20 protein-coding genes are annotated in these 19,771 nt (G+C 70.6%); 10 read left to right on the top strand and 10 right to left on the bottom strand.

The window, feature by feature from the left end:
• The first annotated feature begins 92 nt into the window (after positions 1 to 92).
• The 3 genes from ACRAKF_RS26950 (at position 93) to ACRAKF_RS26940 (ending at position 2,300) form a co-directional block, all read left to right on the top strand.
• Positions 93 to 1,463 carry an L-serine ammonia-lyase gene (locus tag ACRAKF_RS26950; protein ID WP_447040129.1) on the top strand — a complete coding sequence of 457 codons (1,371 nt, stop codon included), beginning with the start codon at positions 93 to 95 and terminating at the stop codon, positions 1,461 to 1,463.
• Positions 1,464 to 1,632: 169 nt separating this feature from the next.
• The gene (locus ACRAKF_RS26945; RefSeq protein ID WP_447040128.1) at positions 1,633 to 1,911 is read left to right on the top strand and encodes a hypothetical protein; all 279 of its coding nucleotides are present in this window, start codon (positions 1,633 to 1,635) and stop codon (positions 1,909 to 1,911) included.
• Positions 1,908 to 2,300: a type II toxin-antitoxin system VapC family toxin gene (locus ACRAKF_RS26940; RefSeq protein WP_447040127.1), complete on the top strand. Its 393-nt coding sequence runs from the start codon at positions 1,908 to 1,910 to the stop codon at positions 2,298 to 2,300. The genes ACRAKF_RS26945 and ACRAKF_RS26940 overlap by 4 nt, the downstream gene beginning before the upstream one ends.
• A 164-nt stretch (positions 2,301 to 2,464) precedes the next feature.
• Here ACRAKF_RS26940 and ACRAKF_RS26935 read toward each other — a convergent pair whose 3' ends face one another.
• Positions 2,465 to 3,607: an FAD-dependent monooxygenase gene (locus tag ACRAKF_RS26935; RefSeq protein WP_447040126.1), complete on the bottom strand. Its 1,143-nt coding sequence runs from the start codon at positions 3,605 to 3,607 to the stop codon at positions 2,465 to 2,467.
• 176 nt (positions 3,608 to 3,783) lie between these two features.
• On the opposite strand from ACRAKF_RS26935, the gene ACRAKF_RS26930 reads away from it, so the two are divergent.
• Together ACRAKF_RS26930 and ACRAKF_RS26925 are read left to right on the top strand one after the other, a co-directional pair.
• On the top strand, positions 3,784 to 4,119 hold the full coding sequence (locus ACRAKF_RS26930) for an ArsR/SmtB family transcription factor (RefSeq protein WP_447040125.1): 336 nt from the start codon (positions 3,784 to 3,786) through the stop codon (positions 4,117 to 4,119).
• Positions 4,120 to 4,234: 115 nt separating this feature from the next.
• Entirely contained in the window at positions 4,235 to 4,447 is a 213-nt protein-coding gene (locus ACRAKF_RS26925; RefSeq protein WP_447040124.1) for an EF-hand domain-containing protein, read from the top strand.
• 71 nt (positions 4,448 to 4,518) lie between these two features.
• On the opposite strand, the gene ACRAKF_RS26920 is transcribed toward ACRAKF_RS26925, so the two are convergent.
• Positions 4,519 to 5,409: an NAD(P)-dependent oxidoreductase gene (locus ACRAKF_RS26920; protein ID WP_447040123.1), complete on the bottom strand. Its 891-nt coding sequence runs from the start codon at positions 5,407 to 5,409 to the stop codon at positions 4,519 to 4,521.
• Positions 5,410 to 5,587: 178 nt separating this feature from the next.
• On the opposite strand from ACRAKF_RS26920, the gene ACRAKF_RS26915 reads away from it, so the two are divergent.
• Positions 5,588 to 6,556, top strand: a complete 969-nt coding sequence (locus tag ACRAKF_RS26915; protein ID WP_447042198.1) for a GlxA family transcriptional regulator — start codon at positions 5,588 to 5,590, stop codon at positions 6,554 to 6,556.
• Between the two features lie 30 nt (positions 6,557 to 6,586).
• Here ACRAKF_RS26915 and ACRAKF_RS26910 read toward each other — a convergent pair whose 3' ends face one another.
• Positions 6,587 to 7,237, bottom strand: coding sequence for a MerR family transcriptional regulator (locus tag ACRAKF_RS26910; RefSeq protein ID WP_447040122.1), 651 nt, complete (start codon positions 7,235 to 7,237; stop codon positions 6,587 to 6,589).
• 181 nt (positions 7,238 to 7,418) lie between these two features.
• On the opposite strand from ACRAKF_RS26910, the gene ACRAKF_RS26905 reads away from it, so the two are divergent.
• The 3 genes from ACRAKF_RS26905 (at position 7,419) to ACRAKF_RS26895 (ending at position 9,652) form a co-directional block, all read left to right on the top strand.
• Positions 7,419 to 8,453 (top strand): hypothetical protein, encoded by a 1,035-nt coding sequence (locus ACRAKF_RS26905; RefSeq protein WP_447040121.1) that lies wholly within the window; start codon positions 7,419 to 7,421, stop codon positions 8,451 to 8,453.
• On the top strand, positions 8,450 to 8,908 hold the full coding sequence (locus ACRAKF_RS26900) for an ABA4-like family protein (protein ID WP_447040120.1): 459 nt from the start codon (positions 8,450 to 8,452) through the stop codon (positions 8,906 to 8,908). The genes ACRAKF_RS26905 and ACRAKF_RS26900 overlap by 4 nt, the downstream gene beginning before the upstream one ends.
• Before the next feature lie 84 nt (positions 8,909 to 8,992).
• Positions 8,993 to 9,652 carry an NADPH-dependent F420 reductase gene (locus ACRAKF_RS26895; protein WP_447040119.1) on the top strand — a complete coding sequence of 220 codons (660 nt, stop codon included), beginning with the start codon at positions 8,993 to 8,995 and terminating at the stop codon, positions 9,650 to 9,652.
• 7 nt (positions 9,653 to 9,659) lie between these two features.
• Here the strand turns inward: ACRAKF_RS26895 and ACRAKF_RS26890 are convergent, their stop codons facing one another.
• The 7 genes from ACRAKF_RS26890 to ACRAKF_RS26860 all read right to left on the bottom strand — a co-directional run bounded on the left by ACRAKF_RS26890 (position 9,660) and on the right by ACRAKF_RS26860 (position 17,223).
• The gene (locus ACRAKF_RS26890) at positions 9,660 to 10,211 is read right to left on the bottom strand and encodes a glycoside hydrolase family 25 protein (protein WP_447040118.1); all 552 of its coding nucleotides are present in this window, start codon (positions 10,209 to 10,211) and stop codon (positions 9,660 to 9,662) included.
• A gap of 139 nt (positions 10,212 to 10,350) precedes the next feature.
• Positions 10,351 to 11,616, bottom strand: a complete 1,266-nt coding sequence (locus ACRAKF_RS26885; protein WP_447040117.1) for a YncE family protein — start codon at positions 11,614 to 11,616, stop codon at positions 10,351 to 10,353.
• On the bottom strand, positions 11,616 to 12,287 hold the full coding sequence (locus ACRAKF_RS26880) for a polysaccharide deacetylase family protein (RefSeq protein WP_447042197.1): 672 nt from the start codon (positions 12,285 to 12,287) through the stop codon (positions 11,616 to 11,618). Before ACRAKF_RS26880 ends, ACRAKF_RS26885 begins: the two co-directional genes overlap by 1 nt.
• A gap of 718 nt (positions 12,288 to 13,005) precedes the next feature.
• Positions 13,006 to 13,509, bottom strand: a complete 504-nt coding sequence (locus tag ACRAKF_RS26875; protein WP_447040116.1) for an ATP-binding protein — start codon at positions 13,507 to 13,509, stop codon at positions 13,006 to 13,008.
• Positions 13,510 to 13,700: 191 nt separating this feature from the next.
• On the bottom strand, positions 13,701 to 14,468 hold the full coding sequence (locus ACRAKF_RS26870; protein ID WP_447040115.1) for an enoyl-CoA hydratase/isomerase family protein: 768 nt from the start codon (positions 14,466 to 14,468) through the stop codon (positions 13,701 to 13,703).
• A gap of 127 nt (positions 14,469 to 14,595) precedes the next feature.
• A complete protein-coding gene (locus tag ACRAKF_RS26865; RefSeq protein WP_447040114.1) occupies positions 14,596 to 15,834 on the bottom strand; it encodes a L,D-transpeptidase in 1,239 nt (412 codons plus the stop codon).
• Positions 15,835 to 16,053: 219 nt separating this feature from the next.
• Entirely contained in the window at positions 16,054 to 17,223 is a 1,170-nt protein-coding gene (locus ACRAKF_RS26860; RefSeq protein WP_447042195.1) for a L,D-transpeptidase, read from the bottom strand.
• A gap of 195 nt (positions 17,224 to 17,418) precedes the next feature.
• Here ACRAKF_RS26860 and glgX point away from each other — a divergent pair, with 195 nt between their 5' ends.
• Positions 17,419 to 19,707, top strand: a complete 2,289-nt coding sequence (glgX, locus tag ACRAKF_RS26855) for a glycogen debranching protein GlgX (RefSeq protein WP_447040113.1) — start codon at positions 17,419 to 17,421, stop codon at positions 19,705 to 19,707.
• Positions 19,708 to 19,771 lie beyond the last annotated feature (64 nt).

The following is a 19,771-nucleotide window of genomic DNA, read 5'->3' as shown; positions in this document are numbered from 1 at the left end:
CGCCCGGCGCGGTTTCTGTACCTGTACCGCCTTGTACCTCTGCACGACCCCGGCAGACAACGGCGTCTACCAACCACCCCTTGGAGTGTTCCGTGGCCATCTCGGTCTTCGACCTGTTCTCGATCGGCATCGGCCCGTCCAGCTCCCACACGGTCGGCCCGATGCGCGCCGCCCGCATGTTCGCGAGCCGCCTCAAGAACGAGGGCCTCATGGCCCACACCACCGCGATACGGGCCGAGCTCTTCGGCTCGCTCGGCGCGACCGGACACGGTCACGGCACCCCGAAGGCCGTCCTGCTCGGCCTGGAGGGCGAGTCGCCGCGCACCGTGGACGTGGAGAGCGCCGACGACCGCGTGGAGCAGATCAGGCAGAGCTCACGCCTCAGCCTCCTCGGCATGCACGAGATCGACTTCGACGTCGACGAGGACCTGGTCCTGCACCGCCGCAAGGCCCTGCCGTACCACGCCAACGGCATGACGATCTCCGCGTACGACCACGAGGGCGCCCCGGTCCTGGAGAAGACGTACTACTCCGTGGGCGGCGGCTTCGTCGTGGACGAGGCCGCGGTCGAGGGCGACAACCCGATCGTGCCGGAAGACACCGTGCTCAAGCACCCCTTCCGCACCGGCGACGAGCTGCTGCGCCGTGCCGAGGAGACCGGCCTCTCCATCTCCGCGATGATGCTGGAGAACGAGAAGGCCTGGCGCACGGAGGAGGAGATCCGCGCGGGTCTCCTCGAGATCTGGGGCGTCATGCAGGCCTGCGTCTCGCGCGGCATGTCCCGCGAGGGCATCCTGCCGGGCGGCCTCAAGGTCCGCCGCCGCGCCGCCAACTCGGCCCGCCAGCTCCGCGCCGAGGGCGACCCGCAGGCCCGCGCCATGGAGTGGATCACGCTGTACGCGATGGCGGTGAACGAGGAGAACGCGGCGGGCGGCCGTGTGGTCACCGCCCCGACGAACGGCGCGGCGGGCATCATCCCGGCGGTCCTGCACTACTACATGAACTTCATCCCCGGAGCCGACGAGGACGGCGTGGTCCGCTTCCTGCTCGCGGCGGGCGCGATCGGCATGCTCTTCAAGGAGAACGCCTCGATCTCCGGCGCCGAGGTCGGCTGCCAGGGCGAGGTCGGCTCCGCCTGCTCGATGGCGGCGGGCGCCCTCGCCGAGGTCCTCGGCGGCTCCCCGGAGAAGGTCGAGAACGCCGCCGAGATCGGCATGGAGCACAACCTCGGCCTGACCTGCGACCCGGTCGGCGGCCTCGTCCAGATCCCGTGCATCGAGCGCAACGGCATGGCGGCCGTGAAGGCCGTGACCGCCGCGAAGATGGCGATGCGCGGCGACGGCTCCCACAAGGTCTCCCTCGACAAGGTCATCAAGACGATGAAGGAGACGGGCGCGGACATGTCCGTCAAGTACAAGGAGACGGCCCGGGGCGGGCTCGCGGTGAACATCATCGAGTGCTGATGCCGTAGGCCCTGACCAGCGCGTTCGTATCTTTCAGCGCTGGTCAGGGCCTGCATCAGATCCTGCTTTCGCAGGTTCGAGCACTGACCACGGTCCCGTTGCCTCCGGTCGAGCCGCAACGCCGCAGCATCACCCTTCCTAATAACAAGAGTTTTGTTAATATGGCTCCATGGCCACGACTCCCGACTCCGCTCCCGGCGAAGGTCCCGTCCGCCCGGTCTCCGTGTCCCTCCACGAAGGCACCATCGCGGCGCTCAAGGCACGCACCGGCAAGCGCGGCATGTCCGCCTACGTCGAAGCCCTCATCCAGCGCCAACTGGAGCGCGACCGGCTGCGCGAACTCATCGATGACGCCGAAGCCGAGCACGGCCCGGTCGACCAGGCTGCGGTCGATGCCAAGCGAGCGCTCCTGCGCGGCGATGCGGCCGGCTCGGCGGACGCCGCGTGAGCGGCACCCTCGTCCTGGACTGCGAAGGCCTGTCCAAGCTCGTACGACGCACACCCGAACTCACCGAGTGGCTCGCCGCCGCCGAGGCCGAGGACATCCGCGTCATCACCAGTTCCGTCACCCTCGTCGAAGCCCGCGACCCCAAAACCAACCAAGCCCGCTTCGACTACGCCGTCTCGCGCGTCAACATCGTCCCGCCCGCCGAAGCCATCGCCCGCCACGCGAGCAAGCTGCTCGCTGCAGCCGGCCTGCATGGCCACAAGTACGCCCTCGACGCCATCGTGGCCGCCACCGCACTCGCCTCACCCGCCCCTGTGACCGTCCTCACGTCAGACCCCGAAGACCTCCACATGCTGTGCGGCCCCCGCATCGGCGTGATCAAGGTCTGATTGTCTCCACCACGCTTCCGCTTGGGGGATCAATCCGGGTGATCCGTTTCAGGTTGAGGCGTGCTGAACGCCGAGCCGGGCTCGTGGGACATGGCGGCGCCGTGCCGGCTGAGAGCCACCGCGGAGCTGCGCACCGACCGGTGAGCGGTCGGTGCGGACTCGGTCTACCGGTTCGCGGCTTCGCGAGAAGCGGCCCGGTTCGTGCGGCCGACCGCGCGGCCCACCGCGTTGCGCACCGCGAGGCCCGGCCGGGTGCGGGGCACCATGAGCCTGGAGAGCAGACCGACGCGTCGCTGCCGCGGGCCCACCTCGCGGCGGAGCCGCGACTCGTAGGCGGCGAAGGCGCGGGCGTGGTCACCGGGATGGGCGGCGAGCTCTTCCGCGAGGGCGTACGCGCCCGCCATCGCCATGCTGGACCCGTCACCCAGCAGGGCTGTCGCCGCCGCCGCGTCGCCGAGCAGTACGACCCGTCCGCGGGACCACGAGGGCACCCGGAGGGTGGTCAGGGGGTCGAAGAACGGAGCCGGGTGGTCGAGGTACGCCGCCACGAGTTCCGGTGCCCGCCACCGCACGTCGGCGTAGGCGTCGGCCACGGTCTGCTTGTGAAGGGCGATGTTCTTGCGGTCGTGGGGCGCCGGCTTCGCGGCCCGGAAGGTGAAGATCGCGAGCGGGGTGGTCCGCGAGGGGTGGACGACCAGCATCCGGTTCGGCACGGTCAGCATCGTCATCTCGCTCGGGTCCTCGATGGCGTCGGGTTCCAGCGGGACGGTCGCGCCGTACAGGCCCAGGTCGCTCGCGAACTGCCGCTCGGGGCCGAATACCAGGCGCCGTACCGTGGAGTGCATCCCGTCGGCACCGACGACCAAGTCGAAGCGCCGTGGCGCGGACCGCCGGAAGGTGACGTCGACCCCACCTCCGTCCTGGTCGAGAGCGGTGACCGTGTCGTCGAACACGAACTCGGTCTCGGTCTGCGCCGACCGGTGGAGCACCTCGGAAAGGTCGGCTCGGGTCACCTCGACCGTCGGCGCCTTGTCCGAGGTGAGCGGGACTCGCAGGATTCGCCTGCCGCCGGGGTCGAGCAGGGTCAGCGACCGGTTGCGGGTGGCGAGCTCGCGGAGCTGCGGGAGGATGCCCATGCGGTCGGCGACCGGGATCGCGGGCCCCTTCACGACGATCGCGCTACCGCCGGAGCGCAGCTGCCGGGCATGTTCGACGACCGTTGGCCGGTATCCAGTCCGGGAGAGCCAGTAGGCGAGTGCGGGCCCTGCGATTCCGGCACCGACTATCAGCACCTCGGGCTTCTTCATGACGATGACCTCTCGGAGTGTCGATGACCAGGTCCCCGGCGAGTGCCGGCCCTGGTCTCAGGGAGCGGCGGCAACGGGGCAGCACCACCGGACCCAGGTACCAAACATTTCGTACCTCAGTGGAGCACACCCTTCAGGTACGATGCAAGCCATACCTGAAGGGAAGGGGGTGTCGCGTGCCCGGGAAGAACCTGGACGGTCCGGAGGCCGATGCGCTCGATCTGGGTGCGGTGTTTCGTGCCCTCGCCGACGAGCACCGTCGTTCGGTGATGACGAAGTTGGCCGCCGACCACAGCGACAGCGAGCGGGGCTGCAACTCGTTCGAGCTTCCGATCTCGAAGCAGACCCAGACCCACCACTTCCGGGTCCTGCGCGAGGCAGGTCTCGTTGACGAGATCGACTACGGCAACCGCAAGGGCATCCGGCTGCGACGCGCGGACATCGAGAAGAGATTCCCCGGGCTGCTCGCGCTCCTGGGAGCAGAGCCCCCGGCCGACACCGATGCTCCCTGAGGAGAGTTCCGAGCGCGGTGGAGTCCCTGGCCATGGGTGTACTGCTTGTGATCCGAGGGTCGGGTGGCCGATACCCTGACCTCCGTCAGTAGTGCACCAAGAAGGGGTGGATCCGGTGGCGGACATCGAGGAAGCGCGCAAGACGTTCGACCAGTTCGACGCGGACGGCGACGGCTTCGTCACGGCGGCCGAGTGGAAGAGCGCCATGGCCAGGATGGGGGACTTCTACGTGACCGAGACGGTGGCCGAGGCCGTCATCGGCACGAAGGACAGCGACGCGGACAAGCGGCTGTCGTTCGACGAGTTCTGGGCGAGCCTGAACAAGTAGACGGTGGATCGAGGAGGGGCCCGGCGCACACGGACACGGTGCGCCGGGCCCCTCCTCGTACGAACCGGCTGTCAGTTGCCGGCCGTCGGGTTCGGGTTCTTCAGGACTTCGATCACGCTCGCGTAGCTGTCGGAGCCGTGGCCCGCGTCCCGGGCCCGCTCCATGACGGCTTTGAGGAGTTCGGGCAGGGCGTTGTCGATGCCGCGGGCCGCCGCGGCGTGGAGGAGATGGTCGATGGCCGCGATCTGTACGTCGATGGTGGCGTCGTCGCCCGGGTAGCGCCCGGCGTCCACCTGAGGCGCGTAGGTGGTCAGGAACCCGGTCACGGTGCTCAGCCAGCGGATCGCGACGGAGGTGAAGGCCGTGGCCTCTGTCTTCTCCGCGCCGACCAGTGCGGTGCCGTGCAGCCAGCCCGTCATGGTGGACCACATCACGCCGAGCAGGGCGGCGTCGTAGAGGGAGGCCAGGCCCGGGTCGGTGCCCAGGTGCAGAGGGTCACCCAAGGACGCCAGCGTCGGACGATGGGCTTCGAAGACGGTCGGTGAACCGCTGTAGAGGAACATCACCTCGGGACTGCCGACCCCCGGCGGGGTGGTCATGATCGCGCCGTCGAGGTAGTCGGCGGCGTGCGAGCGGGCCCATGCGGCGGCTTCCTGGGCCTGCTCCGGGGAACTGGAGGTGAGGTTGACCAGGGCCTTGCCCGCCAGGGAGCCCGCGGCGGGGTCGAGGGTGGCGTGCAGCGCCTCGTGGTCCAGTACGCAGGCGATGACCAGCGGGCTCGCCGCGATCGCCTCCTCGGGTGTCGCGGCCGACCGGGCGCCCCGGTCGACCAGCGACTGCGCCTTGTGCGCCGAACGGTTCCACACGGTGGTCGGGTGGCCCCGCTCCAGCAATACGGTGGCCAGCGCCGAGCCCATCGAGCCCAATCCGATGACGGTCACGGCCGAACGATCGAAACTCATGCCAACTCCCTTTATGTCCGCACGTGCTCCCTTTGCGTTCGCACGGGGCGGTTGATCACGTACGGACACGATCGCAGCGTGCGGTGACCGGGAACCAGTGACACCGATGACGGCGATCACCAAATTCCTGCCACCCGTCTGCCATACGCTGTGCGGCATGAGCGCTGGTTCCGTCGCCGTGGTCGTGACCGAGGAGATCGACTTCCCCTCGTGGGATCTGTACGAGTTGAGCATCCCCTGCACCGTCTTCGGGAAGCCGCAGCCCGACCTCGCCGACCCCTGGTACGACCTGCGGCTGTGCAGTACGCGCGAGCCCCTTCGGAACGGTGCCGCGGACGGAACGGGACTGTCGCTGCGGACTCGCCACGGACTCGACGGCCTTGCCGGCGCGGACACGGTGATCGTGCCCTCGGTACCCGACCCCTGCGTCGACGAGGGCGAACCGCTGCCCCAAGAGCTGGTCACGGCCCTGCGCCAGGCCTACGAAGCGGGCGCCCGCATGGTCTCCCTGTGCACCGGCGCCTTCGCACTCGCCGAGGCGGGACTGCTCGACGGCCGCCGCGCCACCGCCCACTGGATGCACACCGCCCAACTGGCCGCGCGGTACCCGAAGGTGCAGGTCGACGACTCGGTGCTGTACGTGGACGACGGTGACGTGCTCACCAGCGCCGGCCTGACCGCCGGACTCGACCTCTGCCTCCATCTGGTACGCCGCGACCTGGGCCCGCATGTCGCCAACCAGTTGGCCCGCCGCATGGTGGTGCCCGCTCACCGGCCCGGCGGCCAAGCGCAGTTCATCGACCTGCCCATGCCCGCCACCGACGACAGGGGCCTGGGGCCCGTACTGGACTGGGCCCGGGCGCACCTCGACCAACCACTGACGGTCGAGGACCTGGCGCGACGGGCCGCGATGAGCCCGCGCACGCTCTACCGGCGACTCCAGGCGGCCACCGGGGCGACTCCGCTGCAATGGCTCCTCAACCAGCGTCTGCGGCTGGCCCAGAGCCTGCTGGAATCGACGGAACTGCCGATCGCCAGAATCGGGGAACTGAGCGGCCTCGGCACGGCGAACAACCTCCGCCACCACTTCCTCAAGCAGATCGGCGTCTCGCCGAGCGACTACCGACGGGCCTTCCCCCGGGCCTAGTGGGCCGCGGCACCAGTCCGTCTTCTGTCCCTACTCGGACCCCACCGCCTCCGCCCCCTCACCGAAGATCCGCGCGGACGCGTCGACATGCGCCATCCGACGCAACGCGCTGAACACCGCCTCACCCAGCACCGTGCCGATCACGACGCTCTCCACGAGGTCCTCGACCGCGCCCCGGCGGCCCACGTAGGCGAGGTCCGCGCGGGCGACGACTTCGGCGGCGTCGGCGTACTCGTCGAGCAGTCCCACGAACGCCCCGTGCCCGACGCGGTCCATCGCCGCCAGGGCCCGCGACAGGTCTTCGGCCGCCGAGTTGGACTCGTGCGTGCGCCAGCCGCGCCGCGCGATGAGCTGCTCGACGGCGGCACCGGCGGCCTCGGCCTCCGCGTCGTCGTCGGCCACGCCCTGCGCGCCGAGCCGGTCCGCCGCCGCGCCCAGCACCTTGTGCAGCGGGCGTTCCGGGTCGTCGACGGCTCCCAGCACCTCCGCGATCGCGGCCACCTTCAGCCCGCCCACCTCCAGGAGCGCGCGGATCAGCCGAAGCCTGCGCTCGTGCGCCTCGTCGTAGTGCGCCTGATTGGGGCTGGACAGTTCGCCCGCGGGGAGCAGCCCCTCGCGGACGTAGTACTTGATGGTCGGCACCGGAACGCCGGTCCTGCGGCTCAACTCACCTATGCGCACAGCTCGTTCTCGCTCCTCTTCGCCCCTCGGCGGCGGACTCCCTTGCCAACCCCAGGCCCATCATAGATAGTTGCGCTATCGGATAGCGGATAGCGCCGCTATCCGTTTGCTCCACCCGTCATCGCTACCGGCGTCCGGTACCCGCTCAGCGACCCAGCAACTGCTCTCCAGGGGGAGACCCATGTCCTTATGGCGCTCATGGCACCGCCCGCTCGTCCTGTTCTCCGCGGCCATGGCCGTCGTCGCCGTCGTCTCCGCAGTGGGGCTCCTGGTCGACGACCGGTTCCTGGCGGGCGCGCCGATCTGGGCCAAGCCCTTCAAGTTCGCGGTCTCGTTCATCGCGTACGGGCTCTCACTCGCCTGGATGCTGTCGATACTCGATCGCGAGCACCGCACGAAGCGGCGCACGGGACGGCGTACCGCATGGTGGGCCGGGACAGTGGTCGCCGCGGCGAGTTCCATCGAGATGCTGATCATCACCGGCCAGGTGATCCGCGGGAAGCGCAGCCACTTCAACCACCAGACCCCGACCGACGAGGCACTGTTCGACGCGATGGCCGTCACCGTGGTCATCCTCTGGCTCGGCACCGTCGCCATCGCCGCCCTGCTGCTGCGCGCCCGGCTCGCCGACCGGGCTTCGGCCTGGGCGATGCGCTGCGGAATCGTCATCGCCCTGGCGGGGGCGGCCATCGGCTTCCTGATGACGCGGCCGGCCCCGGGCCAGCGGCGCGGCGAGTCACCGGTGGTCGGCGCGCACAGCGTGGGCGTCGCGGACGGCGGCCCCTCGATGCCGCTGACCGGCTGGTCGACGACCGGCGGCGACCTGCGGATACCGCACTTCTTCGGCATGCACGCCCTGCAACTGCTGCCGCTCCTGGTCATCACGCTGACGGCGCTCGCGCCACGCTTCGTCCGCCTCGCCGACCCGCGGACACGGCTGCGCCTGGTACTGGTCGGCTCGGCCACGTACGCGGCCCTCTTCGCCCTGCTCACCTGGCAGGCTCTGCGCGGCCAGCCGCTGCTCCACCCGGACGGCACGACACTCACGGCCGCCGCCCTGATCACCCTCGCCACGGTCGCGGGCACCCGCGCCGCGTTGCACACCCCCCGCACCCCCCGCACCCCACGTGCCCCCGGTACGCCACCGACGCCTACGACACCGACACCGACACCGACACCGACGCACAAGAACCCGGAAGCCGAGGTCGCGGCATGACCGGCACCCTCTTCGAGCTGTCCTTCTACCTCGTCGCCCCTGTCTGGCTCCTGCTGATCCTCGCCCCGGGATGGGGCCCGACCGCCCGGGTGGCCGCTTCACCGCTGACCGTCATCCCCGTCCTCGCCGTCTACCTCGTGATGGCGCTGCCCGTCCTCCCCGAGCTGTGGGCGGCGGTGAGCGGCCCCGACATCGACGTGTTCCGGGAGTTGACGGCGCGCGCCAACGGGGCGGGCGCCATCTGGGCGCAGGTCATCGCATGGGATCTCCTGCTCGGTCAGTGGATGTACCGGGAGGGCCGGCGGCTGGGGGTCCACCCGCTGGTCATGGGCCCACTCCTGGTCCTCACGATCCTCCTCTCCCCCATCGGGATGCTGCTCTTCCTGCCGCTGCGGGCGAGCCTCACCCGTCGGCGCGGCGAATTGAGTACGGTCCCAGCGGAATACCGAAGTTGATCCGGAGGTTACCTCCGTTACAACCAGCCAGCGTCGTCACCACCAGCGTCGTCACCACCAGCGTGGATCTCGGGAAGGGCAGCCATGAAGATCGGCATCATCGGAGCGGGCAACATCGGCGGCAACCTCACTCGGCGGCTCACCGCCCTCGGGCACGACGTCTCCGTCGCGAACTCCCGCGGCCCGCACACCCTGACCGCCCTCGCCGAGGAGACCGGCGCCACGCCCGTCCCCGTCGAGGAGGCCGCCAAGGGCGCGCAGGTCGTCGTCGTGACGGTGCCGCTCAAGGCCGTGCCCGACCTGCCCGCGGGTTTCCTCGACGGCGCGGCCGAGGGCGTCGCGGTCATCGACACCGGCAACTACTACCCGCAGCAGCGCGACGGCAGGATCGCCGAGATCGAGGACGGCCTCACCGAGAGCCGCTGGACGGAGCGGCAGATCGGCCACCCCGTCATCAAGGCGTTCAACGGCACGTACGCGCAGGACATCCTCGACAAGCCGCGGCCCCGGGGAGCCGCGGACCGCGTGGCCCTGCCGGTCTCCGGTGACGACGAGGCGGCCAAGAAGGTCGTACGGGACCTGATCGACGAGCTCGGGTTCGACACCGTCGACAACGGCGGCCAGGACGAGTCGTGGCGCCAGCAGCCCGGCACCCCCGTCTACGGCAACGCGAGCGGTGTCGAGAAGATCCGCGAGGCCCTGGCTGCGGCGTCCCCGGAGCGCACGGCCGAGTGGCGCGCCTGACAGGGATTCAGGGCTTGGCCCACTCCCGCAGCGCGTCCTCGCTCTCGAAGTCCGCGACGTTCTTGTCCAGGGGCGAGGACGTGTACTGGTGGATCGCCCACTTCGCCTGGATGCGCGGCTTGCCCGCGCGGACGTAGTCGGCGATCCACAGGCCGTCCCCGGCGTAGGACGTGGTGTCGCGGTTGAGCCAGAAATCGCGGTTCGTGTACAGCAGGACCCGGTGCGAGGGGCGCAGCCGCTTCACCTCCTTGATGAAGCGGTCCTTCTCCTTGTTGGACGCCGCCGACCGGTCCCCGGTGTACTCCCAGTCCACCGCGAGCAGGTCGCCGGACTTCTCCGGCGCCTTGCGCACGAAGTACTCGGCCTGGGCCGTGATGTTCCCCGGCCAGAGGAAGTGGTAGAAGCCGACCACGCAGCCGGCCTCACGGGCCCGCTTCACCTGGGAGGTCATGCGCGGGTTGACGTACGAACGGCCTTCCGTCGCCTTTATGATCACGAAGGAGAGGCCGTCCGTGTCGAACGACGACTGGTGAGAACTGACATCGATGCCACGCAGCATGGCGGCCTCCGGGGAGCTGGGGGGGCGGAGCGGTGGGGGGAACGGCAGCGTTCCAGCTGCCAGAAATTCCTGAACTGCCCGTTTGGTGCCCGGTGTTGATATAGCTCAACCGTCAACTGTCCATGGCTCACGCGTCACCTCAGCGGAAGACCCCCGTGTGTCCGAGCGAGTAGCGGCCCGGCTGGGGGTAGACGGCGAGGCCGTGCGGTCCGCTGCCGACCGGGATGCGCGCCACCTGGGCGCCGGTGCGGGTGTCGATGGCGTACACCTCGGAGTCGTACCGTCCCGACAGCCACAGCGTCTTGCCGTCGGCCGAGACGCCGCCCATGTCGGGGCTGCCGCCCTGCGGGAGCCTCCACTTCTTGGTGAGCTTCTTCTTCGGGAAGTCGAAGACGGAGATGGAGCCCTCGCCGCGGTTGGAGATGTACATCTCCTTGGAGTCGCGGCTGACGTACAGGCCGTGGCAGCCCTTGCCGGTGCGCAGCAGCTTCGGCGTCGAGAACTTCTTGCCGTCGAGGACCCACATGCCGTGCGCCATCATGTCGGCGATGTAGAAGGTCTTGCCGTCCGGCGACAGCTTCACGTCCTGCGGCATGGCGCCCTTGAAGGGGATCTTCTGCTGGCCGACGACCTTCATCTTCTCCGTGTCGACCTTGAGGAGTTCGCCGGAGAACTCGCAGGACACGATGAAGTAGCGGCCGTCCATCGAGAAGTCGGCGTGGTTGACGCCCGCGCAGGTCACGGGGACGGTCTTGACGCGGTCCATGGTCCTGGGATCGCGGAAGACGAGTTCGCGGTCCATGGAGGCCATGACGACGGCGTGCTTGCCGTTCGGCGTGAAGTAGAGGTTGTAGGGGTCGGAGACCTCGACCGTCCGTCCGGTCCTGCCGGTGACGGGGTCGATGGCGGTGAGGGTGTCGCCCAGGTCGTTGTTGACCCAGAGGGTCTTCATGTCCCAGGAGGGGACGACGTGCTGGGGCTGGTTGCCGACCTTGATGGTCTCGATGACCTTGAGCTTCTTGGGGTCGATGACCGAGACGGTGTTGGAGTTGGTGTTGGGTACGTAGACCCGGGACAGGAACTTCTTCGCCACGGGCTGGAGGGCGTTCGGCCGGTCGGCGGCGTAGACGTCATCGGGGTCGAGGACCGGCGGCATGCCGGGCAGGCCGGGGGACGCCTTCGGCTTGACGGGCTCGCGGGCGCCCTCGGTGCCGAGGGCCTCGTCCGCGCGGCCCCCGGAGCCGCCGCAGCCGGCGAGCGCGGCGAACACGGCACCGGCGGCGAACACGGCCACGACGCGCCTGGCCAGATCGAGTCGCGTACGGGCCAGTCCGACACGGGGCACTCCGGTACGGGCCACTCCGGTACGGGCCGGTCGTTCGTGGGGCAGTCTCTTACGGGACATCAGGTCAGCAGCTCCGTGGTCGTCACCGCGCGCAGGCCGCGGCGTTCCAGTTCTTGCAGGACGGCGGGGAGCGCGGCGACCGTGTCCGCGTACCCGAAGTGCAGGCTCACCACGGAGCCCGCGCGGACTCCGGCGGCGATGTTCCGCGTGACGGCCGGGGCGCCGGGCGAGGTGAAGTCGAGGGAGTCGACGTCGTACGACAGGACGTGCGGGTAGCCGGCGCGGCGGGCGAGGCGTTCGACGAGCGGAGAGGCCCTCTCGGCCCGCGAGGGGCGGAACCAGGTGCCGATGGAGCCGGTGAGGCGCCGCAGGCGGTCCGCGCAGCCGGTGATCTCGGCGTAGGCCTCGGCCTCGGGCATGCCGTTGATGTCGAGGTGCCGGAGGGTGTGGTTGCCCAGGTCGTGGCCGCCGTCGAGGATGCGGCGGGCCAACGCGGGGTGCTCGTCGAGCCAGCCGCCGACCGCGAGCACGGTGACCCTGGCCCCCGCCCGCTCCGCCTCGCCGAGCAGCGCCTTCGCCGTGGCGGGGTCGCCCTGGCCGTGGAAGGTCAGCGCGACCTGGCGGCGGTCTCGCGGCCCGTGGGCGATCTGCGCGGGCAGGCCCGGGAACCGGCGGGGCGCGGGGCCCGGCCCCGGGGCCTTGGACGCGGGAGGCCGGTCACGCCCACCCACGCCGCGCCCAGCGTCACCGCGCTCGCCACGGCCCGCGTCACCGCCCTCGCCGCGCCCCGCGTCACCGCGCTCGCCACGCCCCGCGTCACCGCCCGCGTCACCGCCCCTGCCGTCCCGCGCGCACCCGGCAGCAAGCCCGCCGCCGAGCACCGCCCCCGCACAGGCGGCACCCAGGCCGCCGCCGGCCCGCAGAACCTCCCGCCGCCCTCGGCCGGCTCCGCCGCGCGAGGCACCGGAAGGACCGGCCCGCCCCGGCGCACGACCGGCTCGACCACCCGAGGTGCCGCTCACCGCCCCGCCGCCCGCGTCCTCGCCCCGCGTCACATGATCCGTCACGACGGCCATTTAATCCGGCAATATGGCAAATCATGCCGATTGACCCGGTTAGGGCATGCCGCCGCGTACGTGACACACCACAGGCCCCCTCTGTCCCGGCCTTGCTTATCCCCTGCGACAGCTCCTGCTCAACCGGCGTTTACCAGGCAGGTGTCCCATCTCACCAAGGATTCACCTCTAAACTGTTAGGGTATGCCCGGCTATGCCCGGTTACGAGCTTTTGGTTCACCGGGTCCCGTCTGCCATAGTCGGGGACGCGACTCCCATTGACCCGGGCCAGGTCGTCGTCAGCCGCCGTGGAACACACCCCCTTCGTCCGCGGCGCTTCACGGAAGCCCCCGAAGAGCCGGACCACGGCCGCAGGGGGCTTTCGCGTAGGGGCTCAGCGGTCGGCGGCCCGCATCTCGAACCAGGTCGTCTTGCCGCGCGGCAGCAGGTCGACGCCCCACCGGTCGGAGAGCTTGTCGACGAGGAAGAGCCCGCGGCCGCTCAGGTCCATCTCATGGACCGGCATCAGGCAGGGCAGGCCACGGGAGGGGTCGCGGACCTCGACACGGATCCAGCCGCGCCGCCGCTCCATCCGCAGCCCGAAGACGCGGGCCCCGGTGTGCCGCACGGCGTTGCCGACGAGCTCGGAGACGAGGAGGACGACGTCCTCGGTGAGCTTCGGGGTGAGGCCCCAGTGGCGCAGGACGACGACCTGGGCGAGGCGGCGCGCGATGGCGGCGGACTCCGGGCGGGACGGAAGCGGCACCTCCGCGTCCGTCGGGTTACCGAACAACTCCAGCGCCTTCAGCGCGTGTTCGTCCTCCACCGCCGGCGACCAGCGCGCCGTGATCGCACTGGTGTGCCGCCGCGGTCGTTCGTATCCCTCCAGCCCCGCCATGTCGTCCATCATGGCCGCCCAGCGCGCCCTCCGGGGCCGTTCCGACGGAATAGAACCCCCGGAACCGCCCATTCCGGGAGGCGCGTAAGGCATATGCCAACGGCAGCTCAGGGCCCTGGAAAGGGGCCCTGAGCTGCTACGACGTGCCACGTGCGGCTGAAGTGGCCAACTCGCGGACGCCGCGCGGGAGTTCAGAGGAACTTCGCCTTGCCCGGACCCTCCTCCACGAAGCTCCGCATGCCCCGTTCCCGGTCCTCAGTGGCGAACAGACCCGCGAACCACGTGCGTTCGAGCGCCAGGCCGGTGTCGAGATCCGTCTCCAGGCCCGCGTCGATGGACTCCTTGGCGGCGCGCAGCGCGATGGCGGGGCCCCGCGCGAGCCGCGCGGCCCACGCGTGCGCCTGCTCGTACACCTCGGCGGCGGGCACCACGCGGTCCACCAGACCGATGGCGAGCGCCTCGGGCGCCTTCACCTGGCGGCCGGTGAAGATGAGGTCCTTGGCCTTGGACGGGCCGATCAGGCGCGCCAGGCGCTGGGTGCCGCCGGCGCCGGGGATCAGGCCGAGCAGGATCTCCGGCTGGCCGAGCTTGGCGTTGTCCGCGGCGATGCGGAAGTCCGCGCAGAGCGCGAGCTCGCAGCCGCCGCCCAGGGCGTAGCCGTTGACGGCGGCGACGACGGGCTTGGGGATGCGGGCCACGGCGGTGAAGGACTCCTGAAGCGCACCGGAGCGCGCGATCATGCCCGCGTGGTCCATGTCCTGCATCTCCTTGATGTCCGCGCCGGCGGCGAACACCTTCTCGCCGCCGTGGATCACCACGGCACGTACGTCGTCGCGGCGCGTGGCCTCGGCGGCGAGTTCCTTGATGCGGTCCTGGGTGGCGATGTCCAGGGCGTTCATGGGCGGGCGGTCGAGCCGGATCGTGCCGACGCCTTCGGCGACTTCGAGGGTTGCAGTCATGCACCGCACGTTAGCGGGGGTCAACGCCGATGGGCCCGGTGCACTTGGTCACAGTGCGCCGGGCCCGCGGTCAGGGCGTGACGGAGGCTACGCCTCCGTGGCAGGAGCTACGCCTCCGTGGCGGAAGCTACGCCTTCCACTTCTCCCACGACATGTTCCAGCCGTTGTAGCCGTTCTCGGGCTGGATCTTCTTGTCCGCGGAGTTCTTCACCACGACGACGTCGCCGATCATCGAGTTGTTGAAGAACCAGCCGCCGGGGGTCTTCTTGCTGTAGCCGCCGCGCACGTCGCTCAGGCCTATGCAGCCGTGGCTGGCGTTCGTGTTGCCGAAGGCGCCGCCCGACCAGTAGTTGCCGTGGATGAACGTGCCGGAGGTGGACAGGCGCATCGCGTGCGGGACGTCCTTGATGTCGTACTCGCCGCCGAAGCCGACGGTCTCGCCGTTCATCCGGGTCACCTGGAGCTTCTCGCTGATGACCATCTCACCGTTGTACGTGGTGGTGCCGGGCGCGCCCGCGGTGATCGGGATCTTCTTGATCTGCTTGCCGTCGCGGACGACCGTCATCTGGTGCGTCTTGGCGTCGACGGTGGAGACCTGGCTGCGGCCGATGGTGAAGTTCAGGGTCTTGGACTGCTTGCCGTAGACGCCCGGGCGGCCCTCGACGCCGTCGAGGTTGAGCTTGACGGTGACCTTGGTGCCGGCCTTCCAGTACTCCTCGGGGCGGAAGTCGAGGCGGTCGTTGCCGAACCAGTGGCCCTCGACGGGCACGGACGGCTCGGTCTTGATCTCGATGGCCCGCTCGACGGCCTCCGGGTCGGTGATGCCGCGCGTGAAGTTCACCGAGAACGGCATCCCGACGCCGACCTCGGAGCCGTCCTCCGGCGTGAACTGGCCGACGAAGGTGTTCTTCGGGGTCAGTGTCGTGAAGGCGGTGTCCTTGGCGGACGCCCGGCCTTCGGAGTCCTTCGCCACCGCGTGGACCTTGTACTTGGTGGCCGCCGCGAGGTGGTGGGCGGGCGTCCAGCCCTTGCCGCCCGAGGTGATCTCGCCGGGGACGGGGTTGCCCTTGCTGTCCTCGACCTTGACCTCGGAGAGCTTGCCCTTGTCCGCGGATATCTTCAGGGCGCCGCTGGTCGCCACCGACTTCGCCCCGTTCTCGGGGGCTATCGTCACCACGGCCGCCGAGGGGGCGTTCTCGTCGGCCTTGGTCTTGCCGTCGCCGCCCGAGTCCGAGCTGCCGCCCCCGCATGCCGCGACCATCAGCAGTGCCGCTCCCGAGAGCACCGCGGTCAGGCCTCTGGCGCCCCGCCGCCGTACGCGTCGTCGCGCGTCAACCGACGTCCCCGAAATCGGTCGCCCGTTCAAGATGTGTCTCCCCTCGCACGGCCTGGATCCAGGCCCGCACCCCAATGCACCCGCGCGTTTCAGACACGCGCAAGCGCTAGATAACCACACGGGTCCGGGCGATGACTGCCCGCCAATGTCACCGTTCCGTTCCAACTGCCCATGCGGTGGGGGCGAGGCCTGACCACCGGGTGGCGGCCCGCCGGTCACCCGGCCGTCACCTGGCGGTCCGCCGGGCGGTCAGCTTCCCTTCACCCACTCCTTCCACGCCATGTTCCAGCCGCCGAGGCCGTTGTCGGGAGCGACTTGTCGGTCATTGCTGTTGATCACTTCGACGACGTCCCCGATGAGGGTCCGGTCGAAGAACCAGCCGGCCGGCGTCCGTGAACTGCCGCCCTTCACGTCGCGCAGGCCGACGCAACCGTGGCTGACGTTGGTCTTGCCGGGAGCGTCCGGGGCCCAGTAGTTGCCGTGCAGGAAGGTGCCGGAGGTGGTCAGGCGGATGGCGTGCGGCACGTCGGGGATGTCGTACTCCCCGCCGAAGCCGACGGTGCGGCTGTTCATACGGGTCACCTCCAGCATCTCCGTCACCACCATCTTCCCGTTGTACGTGGTGGTCTCCGGGGCGCCCGCGGTGATCGGCACGGTGGAGAGGACCTCGCCGTCGCGGCTCACCCGCATGGTGTGCTCGGCGGCGTCGACCAGGGAATGCTGGCTGCGGCCGACCGTGAACCCGAAGCTCTTGTCCTGGAGGCCGTAGACGCCGGGGGCGGCCTCGACGTCGCGCAGGCGCAGGGAGACGGTGACCTTCGTGCCGGGCTTCCAGTACCGCTCGGGGCGGAAGTCCACGCGGGTGTCACCGAACCAGTGCGGGCGGATGTCGACCGCCGGGCGCGAGGTGACCTCGATGGCGCGCTGGACGGCCGCGCGGTTCTCGACCTCCCGGTTGAACTCCAGGGAGACGATCATGCCGGTACCGACCGTGGAGCGGTTCTCCGGCGTCACGTACCCGATGAAGCGCTCCTCGGGGACGTGGGTGCGGAAGGTCGTGTGCCGGGCGGCGCGGCGGCCGTGCGCGTCGAGCGCGACGGCGTCGACCTTGTACGAGGCCGCGAGCGCGAGCGGGCCCTTGTCCCGCGGCTCCCAGGACAGGCCGTCGTCGGCGAGGCGCCCCTGCACCTCGAACTCCTGTGCGTCCTGCGTCCGGACCACCTTCACCGACTCCAGACGGCCGCTGGGCACCCTCACCCGGAGCCGTTCGTCCGGCTCGACGTCCTTGCTGCCGTCCTCGGGCGACACGCGGATCACTTCCGCGGGCGACCCCGGTTTCCCGAGCACCTGCCCGAGGTCGCCGCCGGAGCAGGCCGTCGCCCCGGCCAGCAGGCCGGCCCATGTCAGTACCGCGGCCAGCACGGCCCCTGCGCGCCGTGCGCGCCTCGCACTCTGTCTCACGTGGGTCCCAACGACCGTCCTTGCCCGGGGAAACGTGAGTGCGACGCACGCACTGGGCACAACAGTGGGGAGGGACGACGTATGGGGAGCCGCGGCCGGGACGCCGCACGCCCTGCTTCGCGCGTCGGCCGAGGAGCCGCGGGAGGCTGACAGGTGTCGAGCGCATCCGAGCAGAGGTCAGTGCGGCAGGCGCCGACGCAGGGGCGTACCGCTCCCGTGCGTCCCGCCACCGCCGTGAACGGCGGCAGGCGCTCCGGCGCGCGCGGTGCGCCCGCCCGGCCGGTGTGGCCGGGGGCGCCGACGCCGCTCGGCGCCCGCTTTCGCACCGGGCCCGACGGGGTCGCGGGGACCAACTTCGCGCTGTGGGCCGGCGGCGCGGAGTCGGTGGAGCTGTGCCTGTTCGACACGGAGGACGGCCACGTCGTCGAGACGCGCTGCCCGCTGACCGAGCTGACCCACGAGATCTGGCACGGCTTCGTCCCCGGCGTGCGCCCGGGCCAGCGGTACGGCTACCGCGTGCACGGCCGCTGGGACCCGTGGACGGGCGCCCGCTGGAACCCGGCGAAGCTGCTCCTCGATCCCTACGCGCGCGCGGTGGACGGCGACTTCACGCTCCCCGCCGAGGTGTACGGTCACGCCCGCGACTGGCCCCAGCAGCACGTGGCGGACACCGTGCGCGACGACAGGGACTCGGCGCCGTACGTCCCCAAGGGCGTCGTCGTGCACGACGACGCGCCGGACGACGAGTGGGCCGACGACCGGCGCCCGAAGACGCCGTGGGCGGACTCGGTCATCTACGAACTGCACGTGCGCGGCTTCACCAAGCTGCACCCCGGGGTCCCCGAGGAACTGCGCGGCACGTACGCGGGGCTCGCGCACCCGGCGGCGCTCGACCACCTCGTACGCCTCGGGGTGACGGCGGTCGAGCTGCTGCCGGTGCACCAGTTCGCGCACGAGGACCATCTGCTGCGGCGGGGCCTGAGGAACTACTGGGGATACAACTCCATCGGCTACTTCGCGCCGCACGCCGCGTACGCGGCCTCGGGGACGCGGGGGCAGCAGGTCGGGGAGTTCAGGCGGATGGTGCGGGCGCTGCACGAGGCCGGGATCGAGGTCATCCTCGACGTGGTCTACAACCACACCGCGGAGGCCGGCGAGCTGGGCCCCATGCTGTCGCTCAAGGGCATCGACAACCGCGGCTACTACCGGCTCCAGCCGGACGCGCGGCGGTACGCGGACTACACGGGCTGCGGCAACACCCTCCAGGTCGTCCAGCCGCACGTCCTGCGGCTCATCACGGACTCGCTGCGGTACTGGGTGACGGAGATGGGCGTGGACGGCTTCCGCTTCGACCTCGCGGCGGCCCTCGCGCGCTCCTTCCACGACGTCGACATGCTCTCGCCGTTCCTCGCGGTGATCGCCCAGGACCCGGTCCTGCGCCGCGTGAAGCTGATCGCCGAGCCGTGGGACGTGGGGTCCGGGGGCTACCAGGTGGGCGCCTTCCCGCCGCTGTGGACGGAGTGGAACGACCGCTACCGCGGTGCGGTGCGGGACTTCTGGCGGGGCGCGCTGCCGGACGTACGGGATCTGGGGTACCGGCTCTCGGGCTCCAGCGACCTGTACGCGTGGGGCGGGCGCAGGCCGTACGCCTCGGTGAACTTCGTGACCGCGCACGACGGGTTCACGCTGCGGGACCTCGTGACGTACGAGCACAAGCACAACGAGGCCAACGGCGAGGGGAACAGGGACGGCTCCGACGACAACCGGGCCTGGAACTGCGGCGTCGAGGGCGAGACGGACGACGCGGACATCGCGGCGCTGCGGCGGCGGCAGCTCCGCAACCTCATGACGACGCTGCTGCTCTCCACGGGGGTGCCGATGCTCGTCGCCGGGGACGAGATGGGGCGTACGCAGGGCGGCTCCAACAACGCGTACTGCCAGGACAACGAGATCAGCTGGGTCGACTGGGGGGTCCTGGACGACCCGGGGTGGCGCGAACTGCACGCGCTGACGGCGCGCCTCATCGAGCTGCGGCACCGGCATCCCGTGCTGCGCCGCCGCGCCTTCTTCTCCGGGCGCGCGCACTCGGCGGACGGGCTGCGGGACCTGGCGTGGTTCACGGCGCGGGGCACGGAGATGACGGAGGCCGACTGGTTCGCGCCGGCGGCGACGCTCGGCATGTATTTGTCGGGGCGTGACATACCGGGCCGCGACGCCCGTGGCGCGCCGGTCGTCGACGACAGCTTCCTCGCGGTGCTGCACGCCGGGGCTGACCCGGTGGACCTGGTGCTGCCGGGGCCGCCGTGGGCCGACTTCTACGAGGTCGTCGTCGACACCTCGGCGGAGGACCAGGCGGCCGTGCGGGACACCGTGCTCCGGGCGGGCTCCACGGTGGCGCTGGGGGGACGGACGGTGCTGCTGTTGCGGGTCGGGCACGGGTGAGGTTCGGCCGCGGCCCGTCCGGATTGGTCCAGACCGGAGTATTGCCGCCCCTCCTGGCGCGGTC

This window comes from Streptomyces sp. DSM 118878, from assembly GCF_052936595.1.
Note: the sequence above shows the minus strand (reverse complement) of the source record. Positions and strands in the feature narration are given on the sequence as shown.